The 20,561-nt window shown below is 58.9% G+C and carries 15 protein-coding genes and 2 pseudogenes; 12 read left to right on the forward strand and 5 right to left on the reverse strand.

All coding sequences use genetic code 11. The features are described from left to right. Nucleotides 1–238: 238 nt before the first annotated feature. A pseudogene (locus tag R6W86_RS12610) lies at nucleotides 239–1,366 on the forward strand (AMP-binding protein); the annotation flags it as partial. A 275-nt stretch (nucleotides 1,367–1,641) separates the two neighbouring features. Here the strand turns inward: R6W86_RS12610 and R6W86_RS12615 are convergent. Then, nucleotides 1,642–3,027, reverse strand: coding sequence for an ATP-binding protein (locus tag R6W86_RS12615; RefSeq protein WP_410329722.1), 1,386 nt, complete (start codon nucleotides 3,025–3,027; stop codon nucleotides 1,642–1,644). Beyond that, entirely contained in the window at nucleotides 3,017–3,682 is a 666-nt protein-coding gene (locus R6W86_RS12620) for a response regulator (protein WP_410329723.1), read from the reverse strand. Before R6W86_RS12620 ends, R6W86_RS12615 begins: the two co-directional genes overlap by 11 nt. Before the next feature lie 164 nt (nucleotides 3,683–3,846). On the opposite strand from R6W86_RS12620, the gene R6W86_RS12625 reads away from it, so the two are divergent. From R6W86_RS12625 to R6W86_RS12655, 7 genes are all read left to right on the forward strand, one after another. Then, the gene (locus tag R6W86_RS12625) at nucleotides 3,847–5,151 is read left to right on the forward strand and encodes a ferric reductase-like transmembrane domain-containing protein (protein WP_410329724.1); all 1,305 of its coding nucleotides are present in this window, start codon (nucleotides 3,847–3,849) and stop codon (nucleotides 5,149–5,151) included. A 76-nt stretch (nucleotides 5,152–5,227) separates the two neighbouring features. Next, nucleotides 5,228–5,626, forward strand: coding sequence for a PepSY domain-containing protein (locus tag R6W86_RS12630; RefSeq protein ID WP_410329725.1), 399 nt, complete (start codon nucleotides 5,228–5,230; stop codon nucleotides 5,624–5,626). A gap of 72 nt (nucleotides 5,627–5,698) precedes the next feature. Then, a complete protein-coding gene (locus R6W86_RS12635; RefSeq protein WP_410329726.1) occupies nucleotides 5,699–6,169 on the forward strand; it encodes a DUF2271 domain-containing protein in 471 nt (156 codons plus the stop codon). 22 nt (nucleotides 6,170–6,191) lie between these two features. Continuing rightward, on the forward strand, nucleotides 6,192–8,417 hold the full coding sequence (locus R6W86_RS12640; protein WP_410329727.1) for a PepSY domain-containing protein: 2,226 nt from the start codon (nucleotides 6,192–6,194) through the stop codon (nucleotides 8,415–8,417). Nucleotides 8,418–8,631: 214 nt separating this feature from the next. Further along, the gene (locus R6W86_RS12645; RefSeq protein WP_410329728.1) at nucleotides 8,632–9,465 is read left to right on the forward strand and encodes a metal-dependent hydrolase; all 834 of its coding nucleotides are present in this window, start codon (nucleotides 8,632–8,634) and stop codon (nucleotides 9,463–9,465) included. Between the two features lie 108 nt (nucleotides 9,466–9,573). Next, nucleotides 9,574–10,524 carry a DegV family protein gene (locus tag R6W86_RS12650; protein ID WP_410329729.1) on the forward strand — a complete coding sequence of 317 codons (951 nt, stop codon included), beginning with the start codon at nucleotides 9,574–9,576 and terminating at the stop codon, nucleotides 10,522–10,524. A 145-nt stretch (nucleotides 10,525–10,669) separates the two neighbouring features. Beyond that, nucleotides 10,670–11,704 carry a hypothetical protein gene (locus tag R6W86_RS12655; protein ID WP_410329730.1) on the forward strand — a complete coding sequence of 345 codons (1,035 nt, stop codon included), beginning with the start codon at nucleotides 10,670–10,672 and terminating at the stop codon, nucleotides 11,702–11,704. 91 nt (nucleotides 11,705–11,795) lie between these two features. Here R6W86_RS12655 and fdxA read toward each other — a convergent pair whose 3' ends face one another. The 3 genes and pseudogenes from fdxA to R6W86_RS12670 form a co-directional block, all read right to left on the reverse strand. Then, entirely contained in the window at nucleotides 11,796–12,119 is a 324-nt protein-coding gene (fdxA, locus tag R6W86_RS12660; RefSeq protein WP_372986655.1) for a ferredoxin FdxA, read from the reverse strand. A 164-nt stretch (nucleotides 12,120–12,283) separates the two neighbouring features. Next, nucleotides 12,284–14,929, reverse strand: coding sequence for a DNA mismatch repair protein MutS (gene mutS, locus R6W86_RS12665; protein ID WP_410329731.1), 2,646 nt, complete (start codon nucleotides 14,927–14,929; stop codon nucleotides 12,284–12,286). 734 nt (nucleotides 14,930–15,663) lie between these two features. Then, nucleotides 15,664–16,266 (reverse strand): annotated as a pseudogene (locus tag R6W86_RS12670) (transposase); the annotation flags it as partial. 369 nt (nucleotides 16,267–16,635) lie between these two features. Here R6W86_RS12670 and R6W86_RS12675 point away from each other — a divergent pair. From R6W86_RS12675 to R6W86_RS12690, 4 genes are all read left to right on the forward strand, one after another. Then, nucleotides 16,636–16,833, forward strand: coding sequence for an aminotransferase class III-fold pyridoxal phosphate-dependent enzyme (locus R6W86_RS12675; protein WP_410329782.1), 198 nt, complete (start codon nucleotides 16,636–16,638; stop codon nucleotides 16,831–16,833). After that, entirely contained in the window at nucleotides 16,790–17,032 is a 243-nt protein-coding gene (locus R6W86_RS12680) for a hypothetical protein (RefSeq protein WP_410329788.1), read from the forward strand. Before R6W86_RS12675 ends, R6W86_RS12680 begins: the two co-directional genes overlap by 44 nt. A gap of 104 nt (nucleotides 17,033–17,136) precedes the next feature. After that, the gene (locus tag R6W86_RS12685; RefSeq protein ID WP_410329732.1) at nucleotides 17,137–19,407 is read left to right on the forward strand and encodes a thiamine pyrophosphate-dependent enzyme; all 2,271 of its coding nucleotides are present in this window, start codon (nucleotides 17,137–17,139) and stop codon (nucleotides 19,405–19,407) included. A 24-nt stretch (nucleotides 19,408–19,431) separates the two neighbouring features. Next, nucleotides 19,432–20,484, forward strand: coding sequence for an ACP S-malonyltransferase (locus tag R6W86_RS12690; protein WP_410329733.1), 1,053 nt, complete (start codon nucleotides 19,432–19,434; stop codon nucleotides 20,482–20,484). Nucleotides 20,485–20,561: the final 77 nt, after the last annotated feature.

A 20,561-nucleotide genomic window follows, 5' to 3' on the forward strand; every position in this document is an offset into this window, starting at 1 on the left:
GTGGAAGGCAGGGAGCGTGATGCATTGGTCGAATGGAAGGGCAGACCTACGGCCGCATCACCCTGATGTTCTGTGCCTTCACCGGTGCCCCGCGCATTCTGCGCCTCTACGGCCGGGGCGAGGTGATCCTGCCGGGTGAAAACGAATGGCAAGAACTCCGCGCCCACTTCCCGGCAGTACTGCCACCGGCACGACAACTCGTACGGATCAAGGTAGAGCGGATCCAGACCTCCTGGAGACCGGGCATCCCGGCTTCGCCGGGCAGATGCCCGAGGACGAGTGGGATGCGATCTCGCTGAACTATACCTCGGGGACGACAGGCGATCCGAAGGGCGTGGTCTATCACCACCGCGGCGCGATGCTGCTGGCGCAGTCGAATGCGCTGCATGCGCAGATGGGGCCGCATCCGGTCTATCTGTGGACCCTGCCGATGTTCCACTGCAACGGCTGGTGTTTCCCCTGGACCGTTACCGCCATGGCCGGCACCCACGTATGCCTGCGTCGCGTTGACCCGGAGAAGATCCTGCAGCTAATCCGCGATCACCAGGTGACCCACATGTGCGGGGCGCCCATCGTTCTGAACGCGCTGCTCAATGCGCCAGCCGCGGCCAAGGCCGGAATTGACCACGAGGTCAAATCCATGACCGCCGGTGCGGCACCCCCCGCCCAGGTTATTGGTGCGGTGGAAGTAATGGGCATCAAGGTGACCCACGTTTATGGTTTGACCGAAGTGTATGGCCCGGTGACCGTATGTGCCTGGAAGTCCAAGTGGGATGAGCTGCCGCTGGATGACCGGGCCCGGAAAAAGGCACGCCAGGGCGTTCGCTACCATACCCTGGCCGGCACAATGGTCGGTGATCCCAACACCATGGAACCTGTGCCTAAAGACGGCAAGACCATTGGCGAAATCTTCCTGCGCGGCAACACCGTGATGAAGGGCTACCTGAAGAACCCGACCGCCACCGAAGAGGCCTTCCGTGGTGGCTGGTTCCACACCGGTGACCTGGCCGTCTGGCACGAGGACGGCTACATGGAAATCAAGGACCGCCTGAAGGACATCATCATCTCCGGTGGCGAAAACATCTCTACCATCGAGGTGGAGGATACCCTGTACCGCCATCCGGCCGTGCTGGAAGCGGCGGTGGTTGCCCGCCCGGACGAGAAGTGGGGCGAGACTCCCTGCGCGTTCATCACCCTGAAGCCGGAGGCCGACGAGGTCAGCGAAGAGGACATCATCGGCTTCTGCCGCGAGCACCTGGCCCGGTTCAAAGTACCGAAAACGGTCGTCTTCACGGAGCTGCCCAAGACCTCCACGGGCAAGATCCAGAAGTTCGTGCTGCGGGATCAGGCCAAAAAGCTGGACTGATCCATTGACCGGCTGCGCCAGCCCGGCGCAGCCGGTATGTCACCACAAAAGCAACATCATCAGGCACACGCGGCGCGCGTGGGTCTGGAGACCATTTTATGCAAATATTTCACCGCAACAACGGCGAAGAGTAGCCGTACTGGCCCGCTGGCCCCTTCAAGATCCGACTCCCGTTTGTCCATTACCGCTGGGAATTCGCGGAAATGGTCCAGGCCCTGTTCGCCCTGCAGTTTCTGGTATTCATCATTTTCCTGGTGCTGTTTGCAATCAGCTGGTCAATCTTGCCGTTGCTTAGCGCTGCATCTGCCGCCTTCAGGTCGGGGTCGATGTTCCCTGCCGGCATGGGTCACATTGATTTCTGCTTCAAAACCATCCGTCCATCCGGTTGCCGGCGAACGCAAATGCAGGCTCATACCGGAACCCGAAGCAATGGCCTCGGCTATGGCGAGTCCCAGGCCGGAGCCGACTGCCTTGGTGTCGTAACGGGAAAACCGATTTCGTAGCGCGGCCAGTTGGTCAGGTGGCACGATGTCGCCTCCGTTGCAGACTCTCACTCTGCCATCGTCGGTCATGCTGACATCCACGGGCTGTTGCTCGGAGCCATGTTTCAGTGCGTTTTCGATCAGGTTGCGGGCCAGAATGGCAAAAGCATCCGGATCGAGGAGGGAGTTCACTTCATGGTCCGGCAACGTCAGGCGAATCCGGCCAGGCGCCAGAGGTTCAAAGTCGCGGCTGATCATGGTGAGTATTGGCACAAGGTTATGCGGTTCTTGTGAAAGGGCGCCTCCGCCTTCGGCCTTGGCAAGTTCGAGCAGCTTGCCGGACAATGTGGACAGGCCGTGCAGCGCCTCTTCGATCTCAGCCACATTCTCTCTCAGACGGTGATCCTCAAGCTGCGTTTTCAGCCGTTGCACCTTGGCCAGTGCCGTGGCCAGCGGGGTGCGCAATTCGTGAGCGCTGTTGGCGGTGAAACTCCGTTCAGCGTCAAGCGCGCGGTTCAGCCGCTCCAGCAGCCGATTGACGGCAACCGCTGTCGGTTCGAACTCTTCAGGGAGCCGGTCTTTGTCCACGGGTGAGAGGTCGCTGGCTCCCCGGGCTTCGATCGAGTGCTGGAATTCGATCACCGGGCGCAGGGATAACCGGACAACCCACCAGATTCCGAACAGGCTGACCGGAATCAGGACAAACAGCGGCACCAATAGAGCCAGGCCAGCTTCCAGCGCGGCTTCGTGCCGGTGGGCCAGGGGTTCGGCGACTTCAATGTAGAGGGTGTCACTGACCGCTGACGCGCCATAAATCCGATGTGTGGATGTGTTGGTGAAGCCTTCGAGGGGCGGATCCGCAAAGACACTGGGGTCGGCATCGTGGGACTGCAGCAGAAGATTGCCCTGGCGGTCCCTGACCACGTAGGTGAGGTACTCGTCATGCTCCTTCAGTGCAGGAGCGGTTTGATTTCCGGTAATGGTCTCGCGATTCAGGATGTCGGTAACCGCCAGCGGCAGAATGCGTTGGGCGGTTTCCTCAAGGGCGCTGTCGAAGACTTCGTTCATTTCATGCTGCGCCACCAGCCCGGATGCAGCAACGCCCAGCAGCCACAGGAGAGTGGCTCCCAGGGTGAGGCCAATACCCAGGCGTTTTTGCAGGCTGCGGTTATGTTTCATGGGTTTCCAGACGGTAGCCCATGCCCCGGACTGTTACGATGGCATCGTGCCCCAGCTTTTTTCGCATACGGCTGACATAGACTTCAATGGTGTTGCTTTCGATTTCCGCCCCGAAGGCATACAGCCGATCCTCCAGCTGCTGCCTCGAAAGCAGCATCCCGGGCCGCTGGATGAAGCCCTCGAACAAGGCCCACTCGCGGGCCGTCAGTTCCACCGGCTGACCATTGCGCTGAATGCGGTGATCGCGAAGATCCACCTCCAGGTTACCCACCTGTATCAGCGGATTCGGGTTGCCCCTGTAACGACGGGCGACGGCGGCCACACGGGCGGACAGTTCGGACAGATCAAAGGGTTTTATCAGGTAGTCGTCGGCACCGGCATTCAGTCCCTCAATGCGGTCAGATACCTGGTCCCGGGCCGTAAGAATAATCACCGGGGTGCTATTTCCGCTGGCTCTGATGGTTTTCAGAAAATCCAGACCATGGCCATCCGGGAGCATCAGGTCGAGAAGAATCAGGTCGTAGGTGGTGGTTTGGAAGCTGGCTTCAGCAAAACTCAGTGACGGCACCCAGTCCACGGCATGGCCATCTTCGGTGATCTGATCCCGCACGGCCTCTCCCAGGCCCACAGTATCCTCCACCAGCAATATTCGCATAGCTCACCTTTGATGCGATTTGTGAAAAAGATACTACAGCCTGAACCTGACAGCAGCCTTAAAAGTCAAGGAACGGCCCTGTTTTCTGATCAGCTTCAGCTGGCTGTCAGGTTCCGGCGCTAGCCTGATCGTGAAGATTCCCGGAGCTGATCTGAGGAGACACCATGATCCGGCTGATATTACCTTTCATTCTTGTGGTTACGGGCCTGTGGGCATGGAGCCTGACAACATCTGGCGGGCCGTGGTCCGTCTATGACCAGGGCCTCTTGCTCAGCGGGTGGTTATCCATCGCCTTGCTGTCCCTGACCATGATGCTGGCCCTTCGCCCGGCCTGGCTTGAGAGGCCCATGGGCGGGCTGGACAAGATCTACCGCACCCATAAATGGGCGGGCATTCTTGCGGTGACCTTCGCGGCGGCTCACTGGTTGATCGAGATGGGTGACGATGTCATCGAAGCGATCTTTGGTGGCGTCAGGCGACTCGAAGACCTGCACTACGGTGGGTTTATCGAGGTCATGCGCGATGTCGCAGAAGAGGTGGGCGAGTTTGCCATTTACCTGTTGTTCGCCATGTTGCTGATCACGCTGTGGCGAAAGTTTCCCTACCGGTACTGGCGGTATCTGCACCGGGCAATGCCTGCGCTTTACCTGCTGCTCGCGTTCCATGCGGTCTGGCTTGCTCCGCTGGATTGGTGGCGGCAACCCATCGGTTGGCTGATGGTAGCCCTGTTAGCAGGCGGCAGCCTTGCCAGCATGCTTTCACTGGCCGGAAGAGTCGGTCGACATCGTCAGGTGCAGGGCACCATCTCAGCCATCGATACCCCGGAACCGAATATCACCGAGGTGACTTTGGACCTGGGCCAGGCCTGGCAGGGGCACCGACCCGGGCAGTTTGCCCTGGTGACCTTCAACAAGCTGGAAGGCTCTCATCCCTTCACCATTGCCAGTGCCGATGGCGGTGATGGCCGGGTCACTTTCCTGATCAAGTCCCTCGGCGACTTCACCCGTAACCTCGCCCATAAGATCAGGGTGGGTCAGCCGGTGACCGTGGAAGGTCCCTACGGTTGCTTCGATTTCAATCGAAGAAATCACAAGGCCCACCAGATCTGGATTGCCGGCGGCATTGGTGTCACGCCGTTTCTCGCCTGGCTCGAAGCGGCGAGTGCCGCCAACCAGCCCGCACCCGAAGCGGATTTGCATTACTGCACCCGCAACGCGGACCGGGACCCAGTGGTAGGCCGGCTTCAGGCGCTTTGCCAGGATTTTCCAGGCATCAAGCTGCAGATTCACGACAGCAGCAAAGGGGAGAGCCTTTCGGCAGAAGCCCTGTCTGCCAGTGAGCTCTCGGGTGCCAGGGCTGAGGTCTGGTTCTGTGGCCCGGCAGGGCTGGGGCAGACCCTGGAGCGGGGGTTGCGCGCGGCACCGTTGCGTCTGTCACGCTTCCACAAGGAAGCCTTCCAGTTCCGTTAACCCGTCCCGGGGCGTTCAGGCCAGTGTCAGCTTTGCGCCCCAGAATAGCTGTTGTGGATTCAACAGGAGACATCCCATGAAAACCAAACCTGTGATTATCAGCCTCGCGGTACTGTGCCTAAGTGCACCGGTGCTGGCGGACGATGACTGTGACGATCCGGTGACTGACTGGCAGCCACGGGAACACTTGCGTCAGAAGCTGGAGGCGAAAGGCTGGACGGTCTACCGCATCAAGGTGGATGACGGTTGTTATGAAGTGAAGGGCCTGGCCCCGGAGGGATTTGGCGCTGAGGCCTCGTTCGCACCGGCCTCTCTCGAACTGATGGAGCTGGAGCGGGAAGACGACGATGACGATGACGACGATGAAGACAGTTATGACCGAGGTGACGGCAACGCCCGGGACAAGGCTCAGACCGATCGTCCGGTTCCCCGTAATGGCATCGTCAAGGGGCGTCCGACAGTGACCGTGGAATAACCCACTCATTGTTTTACCCGCTGTTTCTGCAATTCAACGTGATACCGGAAATACGGTATGAAGAGGTACGGTATGAAAAAGATTCTTCTTGTTCTGGGCCTGGCTGTCTCTGTCGCCTTGCCCGCTCTGGCTCAGGCTCGTGAAGTGACCTTCACAACCGAGTTGCTCGACTACGGCGGAGATGGCGCCTACATGGCCCTCTACATGACGGATGCGTCCGGTGCGTATCAGGGAACGCTCTGGGTTGCCGGAAAAAAGTCCAAGTACTACAAGCACCTGAGCGGCTGGGCCCGTGGCAGCAGGCTGGACCCTGCGGAATATGACGGGCTGACGGGCGCCAGCATCACCAGCGGCCGAACCCTGAAAATCACCCTTGATCTTGATGACGCTCTGATTGACAGCGGCCATGAAGTCCGTGTTGACACCGCGGTTGAGGATATGCGGGACAACCGGGCCGATGTTGCGGTACCGCTGACCACCGAGGGGGCGGGCAAGCCGGTCTCGGGGCGGGGTTACGTTCGCTCGTTCCGCTACGATTTTTAATGGATAGCGAGGAGCCAGGGTGATGTTGCGTCAATTGCACGGTCTGCCCGGTCTGTTTGCGGTGGTGTTTCTGGTGACACTGGCTGTTACCGGTTCAATCCTGGCCCTCGCACCAGCGTTGGACCGGGCCGGTGCAGTGGTTCCACCGGCCGGCGAGGTCAGCGTTGCGCAGATGGCAGGACGGGTGGTGGCAAACTACCCGGGTACTGAACAGATTGTGCGTGACCTCTCCGGCCAGGTGGTCGTTTACTACAGCCGTGATGGCCAGGCCGGGGCGGATCTGGTCAATCCGGTGACCGGCGAGCGTCTGGGGGCCTACCAGCCATCGGCGTTCTTTGTCTGGATCAGGGACCTGCACCGCTCGTTCCTGCTGGATACGCCAGGGCGGATGATGGCGGGCATCTCGGCCGCATTGATGTTGCTTGTCTGCCTATCGGGCATGGTATTGCTGGCTCGTCGGAGCGGTGGCTGGAGAGCATTGATGCAGCCGTTGGCCGGCACCGGCAGTAAACGGGTTCATGCCGAAGTGGCCCGGTTGGCGGTTTTGGGGCTGTTGTTGTCGGCACTGACCGGAAGTTTCCTGTCGGCCCAGCGATTTGGTCTCATACCCGAGGTCTCCGACCTGGGACCAGGTTTCCCGGCCGAGGTTTCCGGGGGCCAACCCCGTCCGGTGGACCAGCTTCAGGCGCTCTCAGAGGTTGATCTTAACGATCTCCGGGAACTGGTGTTTCCCTATCCTGATGACCCTCAGGACGTGTACTCCCTGACCACCACCGGGTGCTACGGCTTCGTTGATCAGGCTACCGGCGAGCTGCTGCAGTTCCAGCCCCGGTCCACCGGCAGCATGGTCCAGCAATGGATCATGAGGTTGCATACCGGTGAGGGCCTCTGGTGGCTGGGCGTGATCCTCGGTGTGGCTGCGCTTGCCGTGCCGGCGCTATCGGTGACAGGAGCTGTCATCTGGTGGCAGCGGCGCCGGTTGTCGTTACAGGCCCAGGGCAATGCCGCTGCCGCCGAGGCCGACGTGATTGTTCTTGTGGGGTCAGAGGCCGGTGCTACCTGGGGCTTTGCCCGGGCATTGCAGGCGGGCCTGACCAAGGTGGGATATCGGGTGCATTGCGTGGAGATGAACGCATTGGCGCATTCTTATCCAAAGGCTTCTATGTTACTCGTGCTGACCTCCACCTACGGTAACGGTGAGGCGCCGGCCTCTGCCGGGCGATTCATGGAGCGACTTCGCGACTTCAGGGCCGGAAGCGCGCTGAAATATGCCGTACTGGGGTTTGGTGACCGTCAGTTCCCGAACTTCTGCCGGTTTGCTCTGGAGGTAAATGAAGCACTGGCCGGCAAAGGGCTGAGCCAGATACAACCCGTTGAACTGATTGACCGCTGTTCCGCTGCCCGGTTCAGCGAGTGGGGTGACCGGCTTGGCACTGCGATCGGGACTCCGCTTTCCCTGAGCCATGATCCGGTCCCACCGCGCACCTTCCGGCTGGAGCTTGCAGAACGTGTGGATTACGGGCTGGCAGTGCAGGCGCCGACCAGCATCCTGCGCTTCCGTCTGGCAGACGCGCGGCAGGGATGGCGGTCCTGGTTTTCCCGGTCTGGCCGCAATAACCTGCCAGCGTTCGAGGCGGGCGACCTGCTCGGCATCCTGCCGCCACAAGGGGAAGAAGCGCGGTTTTACTCGCTGGCTTCATCTGCCAGTGAAGGGGTAATTGAGATCTGTGTTCGCAAACAGCCCGCTGGCCTTTGCTCCGGTTACCTGCATGGCCTGAAACCGGGTGACAGTGTTGAGGCCTTCATTCGCCAGAATCCGGGGTTTCGCCCGATCGCTGGCACAGTGCCCGTCATTCTGATTGGCGCCGGTGCGGGGATCGGTCCGCTGACCGGGTTTATCCGGAATAACACCGACCGCAACCCCATGTACCTGTACTGGGGCGGGCGAAGTGCGAATTCGGACTTTCTCTATCAACCGGAACTGGGGCACTACCTTGAGGATCGCCGGCTAACGGGGCTGAGTACCGCATTCTCAAGATCCGATGAAAGGGCCTACGTGCAGGACAGGCTCCGGCAGGATCAGACAGCCTTGCGGCAGATGATTGATACCGGTGCCCAGATTCTGGTGTGTGGCGGCAGGGACATGGCCGCCGGGGTGAAACAGGTTTTCGAAGAGATTCTTCAACCCTTGAGGCTGGAGGTGGATGATTTGAGAGTACAGGGGCGTTATCTGGAGGATGTGTACTGAGTCGGGCCTGGCCTTGATCCCGGCTTTCCATGAACTATTCATGTACGAAAAGGGCGCGGCGCATTGACGATTTGTCATATCGTGACAAATTGTCTCATTTATCCTGTCGTTGTCTTTTCGGCAGAATCCGGGTGAGGTTAAACTGGCTCTTCCGGTTAAAAAGTAGACGAAGTTCAATGCGGTGATAACAATAACCTGACGACAGGAGGCCACCATGTCAGTCAGCTCGACCCCGGAAGGGGTGTCTGTCGCACCCCGGCACATCCATTTCGATGTCAGCGAGGACCTGAAATCCTTCTGGCATGGCAACGACGCCTTCCGCACCGCCTTTTTCAATGCGTTGTCGCTCCAGTTTCCCGATGGGGAACAACAGTTCATCAACGCCGTGAGGTTTTACCGCGACAGGATTGAGGATCCCAAGCTCAAGCAGGAGATTCGGGGCTTTATCGGCCAGGAGGCTCTGCACAGCCGCGAACATAAGAGTTACAACGAGGCACTGAAGGCCCGTGGCTATGACATTGATGCGATCGACCGGCGGTTCCGCAAGCACATGGAATGGGTCGGCAAGTTGCCGGCAAGTCGTCAGCTGGCTGGCACCTGTGGTGCAGAGCACTACACGGCGGTTCTGGCCAATGCCATCCTGAAGAACCCGGAGTGGATGGGGGGCGCCACGCCCGCCATGAAACAGCTCTGGCGCTGGCATGCCATCGAGGAAACCGAGCATAAATCGGTTGCGTTTGATGTCTACCGGGCCTGCGTGGGTAATGAGCGATTGCGCCGGATCGTGTTCCTGTTCGTGACCTGGAATTTCTGCAAGTACACCTTCCTGAATACCTGCAGCCTGCTGCGCACCGATGGCAAGCTCTGGAGTGTCCGGACCTGGTTGGGCGGGCTGAACTTCCTGTGGGGAAAACCGGGCGTCATTCGCCAGTGCCTGCCCGAGTTTCTTGCCTACCTGCGCAAGGACTTCCACCCCTGGCAACAGGATAACCGGCGCCTGCTGGCCGAGAACCTGCAGGAGTTGGAAGGTCTGGATGCACCGAATTGAGCGAGTGCTGAAATTCCACCCCGCTTATGTAAAACTTGGCGACTCAAAAAAACGACAAAATAAAGGGCGTTCCCGAAGAGGAATGGCCCGCAGCTGGAGAGTCTCACCATGCGAGTAGGTTTGATCGTGGATTCCGCGTGTGATCTGCCCTATGAGTTCAGTCGCAAGCACGACCTCTTTATCCTCCCCGTGACCGCTGTCATCGACGGCCAGACCTACATCGACGAACACGACCCGGTCCGAACCCAGGAGTTCTACCAGAGCGGGCTCCTGCAGAAAGGGCATCATGCCCAGACCCATGCCTTCACTGAGGAGCAGATCCATGATCTGTTTATGGAGAAGATCGTCACCCAGTTCGATGTCGCTATCTGTGAAACGGTCACTCGTAGCCGTAGCCTGATCTTCGAGAACGCCACCAAGGCGATGAACAGTGTTCTGGCCAATTACGAGAAAGCCCGAGCTGCAGCCGGCCGGGAAGGCAAGTTCTCCATGCGGGTGATCGACAGCAAACAGATTTTTGCCGGTCAGGGCCTGCTTGCAGCCCATACACTGAGGTTGATCGGTCAGAAGCTCTCCAAGAACGCCCTGCGCCATGAGGTGGAGTCCTTCACTGACAAGATCTATACCTGTGTCATCCCCAGGGATCTTCACTACATACGCGAGCGTGCCCGCCGCCGCGGTGACAAAAGCATCTCGGCGGTTGTCGCCTTCCTGGGTAAGGCTCTCAACATTACGCCGGTGATTTTCGGGCAGGGCGCCGAAGCCCAACCGGTAGCGAAAACCCGCAACTTTGATGTGGCCGTGGAAAAAGTCATGAATTACGCGGCGGCGCGGGTCGATGCCGGCCTTCTGACGCCCTACGTCAGCCTTTCCTGCGGTCTGACCTGGACCGAGATTGAGGACCTGCCCGGCCTGAACCGGTTGCGGGATGCCTGTGAACGCAACGGTGTCGAGCTGTTGCTGTCCCAGATGGGAATTACCAGCAGCATCTATGTTGGACCCGGTAGCCTGTGTCTCGCCCTGGCAGCGGAACCCCATACCTTCAACGATTTTCAGTAATTGCGGGCGCCGGCGCTGTCGGCGTTCCCTAATCCGTTTGACCTCTCTGCAACCGTAAGCCCGTAGTTTGGGCAACCCCCCGGATGTCGGCTTCGTGTTAGCCTCGGAGTTGTTGTTTCCATCGCCCACAAGGATTGACCCTACCATGACCAAGTCCGCTGGCAGTCTGGCTGACAGGCTGTACGAAGAGCATGTCCGCCATGAGATGGCCGCCCTGAAGGGGGCGAAACTGAAGAAATTTCTAAAGCGGGAGCTTGACGAGCTGTTGGACCATGCCGGACGAATTACCCTGAACCGGGTAGCCAGCATCGATCAGGTGATGGGCGTGATCGAGCGCGTAGTCGTTGAAATGGAACTGGATGCCGGCATCCCCGAGCTGGCCGCCGAGATGGCAACGGAAGTCATGAACTCGCCGGTCCAGGCCAAGACCACCCTTGGCGAGATCATCTCCCGTGAGCAGGCCACCGGTTTCCTGGAGGAGGCTCTTGAGCTGCGACAGCAGCGGGAACGGGTCATCAGTGAGATCATGGCCCATCCGGTCTACCAGGAACTGGTGTCCAATGTGGTCTATCACGGGCTGGTCAACTACCTGTACGAAGACAACCTGATCGCCCGCTCCGTACCCGGGGTGGGCTCCATGATGAAGTTTGGCAAGAAGGTCGCCAACCGGGCGGTGCCGGGCCTGGACGAGACCTTTGAGCGGCGCATCAAGGCCTGGCTCGCGGACAGCCTGCCCGGCCTGATCGCCCGCAGTGAGGCGTTCCTGCACCGGGCGCTCAGCGATGACGAACTCCGGGACAGCGTGATGGCCGCCTGGGTGGCGGTGGAAGACAAGACCATCGCCGAGCTCCGCGAAGGGCTGGGGGATGTCGAGTTGCAGGAGTTCGTGGTCCTTGGCTATGAATTCTGGTTGCAGTTCCGCAGGACCGGCTATTTTGAAGGCTGTGCCCGGGCCGTGGTGGAGCACCTGTTCGCCAAGTACGGCGACCGGCCGGTGACGGACCTGCTGAATGATGTGGGGGTTACCCGCGAGGTGATTCGCACGGAAATCGAGGCCTACGGGATTCCGGTTACGGACGTCCTGCGGGAAGAGGGCTATCTCGAAGCCCTTGTCCGGCGCAGGCTTTCTCCATTCTACCGCTCTTCGGCGGCAAAAAGATTACTGGCCGGGGAGGAATAGGGGGCATGCTCTAAAGGGCACTGCCGTCGCAGGCAGGGTCACAAAAAAAGGGAAGCCTCGGCTTCCCTTTTTTATAATCGGTACCCGGAGCTCAGCGCTCCAGATACTGCAATTTGTTGGGCTTACCGTCCCATTCCTCGGCGTCCGGCAGCGGATCTTTCTTCTCGGTGATGTTCGGCCACTTGGCCGCCAGATCGGCGTTGATTTCCACAAACTGGACCTGATCCGCCGGCAGTTCGTCCTCGGAGAAGATCGCTTCGGCCGGGCACTCGGGCTCACACAGTGCGCAGTCGATGCACTCGTCGGGGTCGATTACCAGAAAGTTCGGGCCTTCATAGAAGCAGTCCACGGGGCAGACTTCCACGCAGTCCGTGTATTTGCACTTAATGCAGTTATCAGTAACGATAAAAGCCATAGTCAGATCCCTGGTCGTAGAGTGTTCAGTCTCATCAGGAGCCGGATAGTGCGAGCCCCTACCTTATAATTTGGTGCGCGATATTGTAGGGAGCGCTCCCTGAAGGGGCAAGCTTTCGCCTGCTATATCCTTATTACATAGGTCATTTCCGCGCAAATTTCCCGCTATTTATCCATTAAATCCCGCAGCTCGTAAAGCCGGTTCAGGGCCTCTCGGGGCGTCAGGTCATCGAGGTCGAGCTTCTTTAGCGCTTCTTCCACGGCGCTGGGCTCCAGGCTGGCAAACATATCACCCTGAAACACGGGCTCACTCACCCTCTGCCTGGCCCCGGAATGACCGGATTCGGGCTGCTCCGGGGCCTGGTCAGTCACGGGGGCGCTGGGGCTGGCGCTGCCTTCGAGATGGGTCAGCTGTGCCTTGGCATTGCGGATGACATCCTGGGGTACACCCGCCAGTTGGGCGACCTGGAGTCCGTAGCTCTGGCTAGCGGGGCCATCGTGAACGTTGTGCAGGAACACGATGCTGTCGTCGTGTTCGGTCGCGGTCAGGTGCACGTTGACGGCGTGCTCCAGGTCATCGGCCAGCTGGGTCAGTTCGAAGTAGTGGGTTGCGAACAGAGTATAGCAGCGAATGTTCTTTGCCAGGTGCTCGGCGGTGGCCCAGGCCAGGGACAGCCCGTCGAAGGTGCTGGTGCCCCGGCCCACCTCATCCATCAGCACCAGACTGTGCTCGGTGGCGTTGTGCAGGATATTGGCGGTTTCGGTCATTTCCACCATGAACGTGGAGCGGCCGCCGGCGATGTCATCGGAGGAGCCCATGCGGGTGAAAATACGATCCACCGGCCCGAGCCGCGCCCGGTTGGCGGGAACGAAACTGCCGGTGTAGGCGAGCAGGGCAATCAGGGCCGCCTGGCGCATATAGGTGGACTTACCGCCCATGTTCGGGCCGGTAATGACCAGCATGCGACGCTTGGTGTCCATCAGCAGGTCATTGGGCACAAATGGTTCGTCCAGAAGCTGCTCGACCACCGGGTGCCGGCCTTCCTCGATGTCAAAACCCGGTTGGTCGGTGAATTCCGGTGCGGCAAAGCGCAGAGAGGTTGCCCGCTCGGCGAAGTTGCTCAAAACATCCAGCTCCGAGAGGGCCTGGGCGGCATCCTGCAGCGGCGCCAGCTGCTCGGCGACGCTTTCGAGGACCTGGTCGTACAGCGCCTTTTCCCGGGCGAGTGCCCGGCTCTTGGCACTAAGGGCCTTGTCCTCGAATTCCTTCAGCTCCGGCGTGATGAAACGCTCGGCGTTTTTCAGGGTCTGCCGGCGGATGTAGTCCGCCGGTGCCTGGTCCGATTGCGCCCGGCTGATCTCGATGTAGTAGCCATGCACCCGGTTGTAACCCACTTTCAGGGTGCTGATGCCGGTGCGTTCCTTTTCACGGGTCTCCACATCCAGCAGGTACTGGCCGGCGTTTTCGCTGATGTTGCGCAGTTCGTCCAGTTCCTCGTCAAAGCCTTCCCGGATAACGCCGCCGTCCCGGATCACCACCGGTGGATTGTCGATGACGGCCCGTTCCAGCAGGTCGGCCAGCTCCGGATACTCGCCGATAATGGTGGCCAGCTTGACCACGTGGTGGGAGTTCACCGGTTTCAGGGTTTCCTGGAGTTCCGGTAGGGTCTGGAAAGCATCCCGCAGCCGGGCCAGGTCCCTGGGGCGTGCCGATCGCAGCGCCACCCGCGCCAGCACCCGTTCAATGTCGCCCACCTGTTTGAGCAGGTCATGGACCGGCTCGTAATGGAAGCCGTCGAGCAGGGCGGAGACCGCCTGCTGACGCTGGCGGACCACGTCCACGTCCCGAAGCGGGCGGTTCAGCCAGCGGCGCAGCTCGCGGCCCCCCATGGCGGTGGCGGAGCGGTCCATCACCCAGGCCAGGGTATGCTGGTGGCCGCCCATGAGGTTGGTGTCGATTTCCAGGTTGCGTCGGCTGGTGGCATCGAGGATCACCGCTTCTTCCCGGCGCTCTCGGGTCAGCTTGCGGATATGGGGCAGGGCGGTACGCTGAGTCTCTTTCGCGTATTGCAGCAGGCAGCCGGCGGCGCAGATGGCCAGGTGCAGGTCTTCACAGCCGAAACCGGTGAGGTCTCGCACCTGTAGCTGCTGGGTAATCACCCGGTGGGCCGTGTCTCCCTCGAATAGCCAGGGCCCCTGGCGGCGGATGCCGGTGAAACCTTCGAGGATCTCGCCGTAGGGAAAGTCCTCGCTGATCAGGATTTCCGCGGGACGAAGGCGTTGCAGTTCCCCCTGGAGTGCTTCCAGCCCGTCCAGTTCCGCGACCGCAAAACGCCCGCTGGAAATATCCAGGGACGCAAACCCGAACTGCTCCCGGTGGCTGTAGATGGCGACCAGCAGGTTGTCGCGCCGGTCCTCGAGAAAGGCCTCGTCGCTCAGGGTGCCGGGCGTGACGATCCGGACCACCTGTCGTTCCACCGGTCCCTTGCTGGTGGCCGGGTCACCGATCTGTTCGCAGATGGCGATGGATTGACCCGCCCGGACCAGACGGGCAATGTAACTCTCGGCGGAATGATACGGCACGCCAGCCATGGGAATCGGGTTGCCGCCGGACTGCCCCCGGGCGGTCAGGGTGATGTCCAGGAATTCGGCAGCCTTTCTGGCATCTTCGTAGAATAGCTCGTAAAAATCCCCCATGCGGTAGAACACCAGCTCATTGGGATGCTCGCCCTTGATTTTCAGGTATTGCTGCATCATCGGGGTGTGCTTGGATAATTCGCTAGAACCCTTGCTGTTACTCGCTTTCGGCATACTTCCTCATTTGCTTGGGGCAATCTTGGGGCAAAATGCACCACTTTTTTTCAATTCTTGCCAGATGAACTCGGCCTCATCCTCGGATTCGGAATCCATCCACCGACCGAAAACTCGAACTAACATGGAATAGTCTTTGTGGCCCATCTGGTTGGCTATGTACGCGATGTTACCATGGGCAGTAAGAGACCAGCAGGCATATGTATGCCGAGTCTGATAAGAAACACGGCGCCGGACATTGGCTCGGTTGAGGAGCTTATCCCACTTCGTCGCCCAGCTATTTGGAGATTTCTTGCCTGGATGGGAGCAACGAGAGGTGTCAGCTTTACTGTCTTTGTCTGGTGTCGAGAGATGTGAATAATTTCTGTCTCCTGAGTCTGTCCTTCACTCAAGCGCAACAGTGCATCCACTGCTTCCAGGGCAGGTGGCACCAACCAGACGGGACACTAGCTTAAGTAGTCCCTTATCAGGCACAGCTCGTCGTATGTATCGTTTGTTTCTTTCAACATCTTCCCTGGCAAGCGCGCACAGCTCACCGGGGCGGAGTCTTGTATAAACCGCGAGGGTCACTAGCCTGGATTTCTCATAGGTCACCAACAAGTCTCGCAGACTGGGCGGGTTACCGCCATGGCTGGTCAATTCCGGCCATGGTTGACCAATAACTAATCAATTTCTGTTGTCCGGACACACTGCCCCCTTTCCTCCGTTGAGTCGGGCCGGGGGAGCCCGGGCATTTACCCCGGGACCAGCCGGCACACCAGGTCAGAGAGTTCGTCTTTGTAAGGATAGGCGTCACTCATCAACACCCGTATGCCTCGGGTGTTGCGAATGATGACCGCGCCGACCTTGATCACCTTCAGCCGCCACTGATTGGTCCACCACTGCGTGCTTGAGGTTCGATCCGCGAACAGGCGCAGCTGTTGATCCTTGATCCGGTTCTCCATGTCGCCCCGGTCGCACCAGTTCAGCAATCGGGGACGATAGAAGCCGCTGCCACCCCGGAACACGATGCGGGTATCGGGCCAGTACTGCCGAATGAACCGTACCAGCAGGACCAGAATGGCCCAGCTGTGACGACTGTCGCTTCGGTTGCTGGTGCGTAGGTAGCTCACCAGCAGGAGACGGCCGCAGAACACGTACAGTGGAAAGTAACAATGGTGGTCGAAGTAGGCATTAAAGAACTTGCCGGGCTGGTCCCCATGCACCGGAACGTCGGTACTGTCAAAATCCAGCACGATTTCTTTGGGTGGCGCTTCATGCTGTTCAATGAAGTGATGCCACAGCAGTTCGTGGGCTTTGACCACTGCCTGTCGGTCCACTCGCTGCTCCATCCGGCATCGGAGGTGTTGTGGCCACCGGAGAAATCGGCTTCAATTTGACGGCGAGAGAGTGGCGAGAAGGTCAGTTTTTCAGGTGCAATTTTGGAAGCGGCTGTTCGTGTTCGGCGGATTGGTTAGGTTCTTGAAACTATAGCACTTTCAGCCGCTTTCTTTTATACCCGCATGAGAAATCCGGGCTGGTCAAGATAGTGGAGTATCCGCAGAGCAGTCGCTTGCTGCGTTAGACCGAGTATTTGCGGTGGAGATTGCTCCGAGGGAAGTGGCCTGTGTCATCGTTGAGCCAATTCAAGGAGAAGGCGGTTTGCGTTTACTTTGCCCCGATTTGCCAAAGCGCTGCGCGCAATTTGCGATAAGTATGATATTTTATTGATTTCTGACGAAATTCAATCAGGTTTTGGGCGAACCGGGAAGCGTTTTGGATTCAGTCATCTGGGCATTGAGCCCGACCTGTTGATATTAGGGAAAAGTATGCCATCAGGACTCCCTCTCGCTGCATTGGTCGGTTGTAAGGAATTGATGGATGCCGTTACCAAAAGGAGCGCTGGGAGGTACCTGTTCAGGTAATGCAGTGGCCTGTGCCGCTTCATTGGCAGTCATGGATATCATGCAAAACGAGGCACTAACCACATGGACAAATCAGCAAGAAGCGGCGATTGTTAATGCCTATCAGGCATGGAAAGGATGTGGGCGTTTCCCCATGCTTGGAGTTCCGACAGGCATTGGCGCAATGCGAGGCATTGTCTTTGAGCGGAGCCAAGTGTGATGGATGAGGGTCTCGACATGATAAAGCAGGCGTTGGAGACACTGCAGGAATGATTGCAATGGTTAGCGGGCTGAAAGTAATCCAGAGAGGTTGAAAAGGGTACCATGCAAAACAGAGCAAAAGTGGTTGATGAAAATTTTACTCGCCGGGTGAAAGCGGGAGATTTGCCATCCTCCCAAATTTCCTTGTCTCTCGAGGATGCTGGCTTGACCCCCTCGGAATTGGTCGAGTTGTTTGAATCGCAGCTGTTGAGCCGCCACCTGGACCTGCAGTCTCGGCTGCTTCAGGCGCGCGGTGAATCATTCTATACCATCGGCAGTTCCGGTCATGAAGGTAATGCGGCCATCGGTAAGGCGTTTGATTATCGGGATATGGCATTTTTGCATTACCGTGGTGCGCCGTTCTTGATCCAACGCAGCAAGCAGCTGCCGGGGGAAACCATTCTCTACGACCTGCTGCTCTCTTTTGCGGCTTCTGCCGATGACCCCGTCTCCGGCGGGCGGCATAAGGTGCTTGGCAGTAAAAGTCTTTTTGTGCCGCCGCAGACCAGCACCATTGCATCCCACCTGCCCAAAGCCATGGGGGCAGCCTACAGCATTCCCTTGGCCAAACGAATGAAGCTCGACGGCAACCTGCCCCACGACGGCGTGGTGCTGTGCAGTTTTGGCGACGCCTCCGCCAACCACTCGACCGCGCAGGGCGCGATCAATGCGGCAGCTTGGGCGGCCTACCAAAAAGTGCCAATGCCGCTGGTGTTCGTGTGCGAGGACAACGGAATCGGCATCTCGACAGCCACACCTAGCGGCTGGATTGCCTCCAGTTTCTCTAACCGTCCCGGATTGAAATATATCTACTGCGATGGCTTGAACTTGCTGGATACCTACCAGAAAGCCCGTGAAGCCGCTTTTTATGCCCGATGTTACCGGCAGCCGGTTTTTTTGCATATGCGAACGGTGCGCTTGATGGGGCACGCCGGATCCGACGCCCAGACTGTGTACCTGGAGCGTCAGGCTATCGAGGCCATGGAGGCGCAGGACCCCTTGCTGCATACGGCAAGGTTGCTGATCGACCAAGATGTGCTTACTGCAGTACAGATCTGTGAGCTTTATGAAGCGGTGCGCGAACGCACGGCGCGGGTTGCGGAGCAGGCGATCAAGCGACCGAAGTTGGAGACGCCGGCGCAGGTGATGGCTTCGCTGATTCCACCGAAGAAAAAACTACCAGCCTTCGAACGGGCGGCGCCTGAGGCGCGCGACAAGATCTTTGCGCGGGAGAGCCGTGCTCTCGGCGAACCGCAACATATGGCTCGGCTGATCAACTGGACTCTGGCTGACCTGATGCTGGAGCAGGAAAATATTATCCTGGCCGGTGAGGATGTCGGTCCCAAGGGTGGCGTCTACAACGTCACCAACAGGTTGTCGGAACGATTTGGTAAACATAGGGTGATCGACACTCTGCTCGACGAGCAGAGTATTCTCGGGCTCGCGATAGGGCTTGGCCACAACGGCTTCCTGCCGATTCCCGAGATCCAGTTCCTGGCGTACGTGCATAACGCCGAAGACCAGATTCGAGGGGAGGCAGCCACCCTGAGTTTCTTTTCCAAGGGCCAATTTACCAATCCGATGGTTATTCGAATTGCGGGGCTGGCTTACCAGAAAGGTTTTGGTGGGCATTTCCACAACGACAACTCCCTCGCCGTGTTCCGGGATATTCCCGGCTTGGTGGTCGCCTGTCCCTCTAACGGCGCCGATGCCGCCGGGATGCTGCGCGCCTGTGTAAAACTGGCGCAGGAGGAGCAGCGGGTAGTGGTCTTTGTCGAGCCAATCGCGCTCTACATGACCCGGGATCTGCATGAAGAGGGCGATGGCCTGTGGACCCATCATTACGTGCCGCCAGCCGAGGCCGAGCCAATTCTGCCCGGGGAATTCGGTCAGTATGGTGCGGGCCGCGACCTCTGTATTCTAACCTATGGCAACGGCTACTTCCTTTCCCGCCAGGCAGCGAAGGTGTTAGAGGAGCAACACAGGGTGGGTGTGCGGATCATTGACCTGCGCTGGCTGGCTCCGCTTAACGAGGCGCAGCTGGCGGAGGCGATTGCGCCCTGCGCGCATCTGTTGATTGTCGATGAATGCCGGAGGGCCGGCTCGGTCAGTGAGGCACTGATGGCCATGGTCCAAGAGCAGGTGCAGTCACAACGAGTGGAGCGGGGAGAGCCGGCACTGAGGGTCAAGCGCCTGACGGCGGAAGAAAGCTTTATCCCGCTGGGGCGGGCGGCTACCAGTACGTTGCCTGGTAAAGAGAGCATCCTGTCTTCGGCCTTGAATCTATTGGGCAAAGATGGCGCGCTGTCTACCGTCAACACCAAAACCGCTTAATCGGGCGACCTGGAGAGCAAGAATATGAAACAGAAAGCGTTGGTGATATGTCCAGGGCGCGGTACCTACAATAAAGAGGAGCTGGGTTACCTGCAGCGGTTTCACGTTGCAGAGGGCGGGAGTGACAAAGCTGAGTTTTTTGCACGTCTCGATAGCTACCGTGAACGCCAAAATCAAGTGCCCATAAGCGAACTGGACGGTCGAAAATCATTTTCCATGCGTGAGCATACCCGGGGGGACAACGCGTCACCGCTGATTCATGCTTGCGCTTATGCAGATTTTCTCAGTATCGACCGGGAGCGGTTTGACGTGGTGGCTGTCACCGGCAATTCGATGGGGTGGTATATAGCCCTGGCCGTCGCTCAGGCCTTGAAGGAGCCCGCTGCGATCGAGGTGATCAACACCATGGGCACCCTGATGCAGGAGGGCTTGATTGGTGGTCAGCTGATCTATCCTTTGGTTGATGAGGATTGGCGACTGATACCCGGGCGGCGCGATGCCCTGCTGGAGCTGATGGCCAGTGTCAACCGGCAGACAGAGGCAGAGCTTTATATCTCGATCGAACTCGGTGGCATGCTGGTATTCGGCGGCAATGAGGTGGCGCTTGCACGGTTGCAGGAGCAGTTACCTCCCGAACAGGGGCGCTTTCCGTTGCGTCTGCACAACCATGCCGCTTTTCATACGCCCCTGCTGGAGGCGATATCCGATCACGCTCAGCGGATCCTGGGCCGAGACCTCTTTAGCGCGCCGTTGCTGCCACTGGTCGATGGTCGTGGTTATATCTGGCATCCCTACAGCACCGATATTGCGAGGCTGCATCGGTATACCCTGGGCCATCAAGTTTATTTGCCTTACGATTTTTCGAAAGCGGTGGAGGTGTCGGTTAAGGAGTTTGCTCCCGACAGGATCATTATTCTCGGCCCCGGCAACACCTTGGGTGGTGCGGTCGCTCAGGCGCTGATCAACATCAACTGGCAGGGCCTGGCGTGCAAAGCGGACTTTATTGACCGACAGAAACAAGACCCTTATGTGTTGGCGATGGGTATGGAGGAGCAGCGATCAAAAGTTTGCGGCTAATGTGTTCCCGAACCACCGGGCTCCAAGTGCGTCCAGCGATCTCCAGGTTTCGGAACAAGAGCCACTCTTACATTTTT

It is taken from the genome of Marinobacter sp. (genome assembly GCF_046484525.1).
GTDB lineage: Bacteria > Pseudomonadota > Gammaproteobacteria > Pseudomonadales > Oleiphilaceae > Marinobacter.

Excerpts from the sequence above, each read along its gene's own strand:
- R6W86_RS12615 (WP_410329722.1), bottom strand. The coding sequence starts at position 3,027 with ATGAAACATAACCGCAGCCTGCAAAAACGCCTGGGTATTGGCCTCACC.
- R6W86_RS12620 (WP_410329723.1), bottom strand. The coding sequence starts at position 3,682 with ATGCGAATATTGCTGGTGGAGGATACTGTGGGCCTGGGAGAGGCCGTG.
- R6W86_RS12625 (WP_410329724.1), top strand. The coding sequence starts at position 3,847 with ATGATCCGGCTGATATTACCTTTCATTCTTGTGGTTACGGGCCTGTGG.
- R6W86_RS12630 (WP_410329725.1), top strand. The coding sequence starts at position 5,228 with ATGAAAACCAAACCTGTGATTATCAGCCTCGCGGTACTGTGCCTAAGT.
- R6W86_RS12635 (WP_410329726.1), top strand. The coding sequence starts at position 5,699 with ATGAAAAAGATTCTTCTTGTTCTGGGCCTGGCTGTCTCTGTCGCCTTG.
- R6W86_RS12640 (WP_410329727.1), top strand. The coding sequence starts at position 6,192 with ATGTTGCGTCAATTGCACGGTCTGCCCGGTCTGTTTGCGGTGGTGTTT.
- R6W86_RS12645 (WP_410329728.1), top strand. The coding sequence starts at position 8,632 with ATGTCAGTCAGCTCGACCCCGGAAGGGGTGTCTGTCGCACCCCGGCAC.
- R6W86_RS12650 (WP_410329729.1), top strand. The coding sequence starts at position 9,574 with ATGCGAGTAGGTTTGATCGTGGATTCCGCGTGTGATCTGCCCTATGAG.
- R6W86_RS12655 (WP_410329730.1), top strand. The coding sequence starts at position 10,670 with ATGACCAAGTCCGCTGGCAGTCTGGCTGACAGGCTGTACGAAGAGCAT.
- fdxA (WP_372986655.1), bottom strand. The coding sequence starts at position 12,119 with ATGGCTTTTATCGTTACTGATAACTGCATTAAGTGCAAATACACGGAC.
- mutS (WP_410329731.1), bottom strand. The coding sequence starts at position 14,929 with ATGCCGAAAGCGAGTAACAGCAAGGGTTCTAGCGAATTATCCAAGCAC.
- R6W86_RS12680 (WP_410329788.1), top strand. The coding sequence starts at position 16,790 with ATGCCGTTACCAAAAGGAGCGCTGGGAGGTACCTGTTCAGGTAATGCA.
- R6W86_RS12685 (WP_410329732.1), top strand. The coding sequence starts at position 17,137 with ATGCAAAACAGAGCAAAAGTGGTTGATGAAAATTTTACTCGCCGGGTG.
- R6W86_RS12690 (WP_410329733.1), top strand. The coding sequence starts at position 19,432 with ATGAAACAGAAAGCGTTGGTGATATGTCCAGGGCGCGGTACCTACAAT.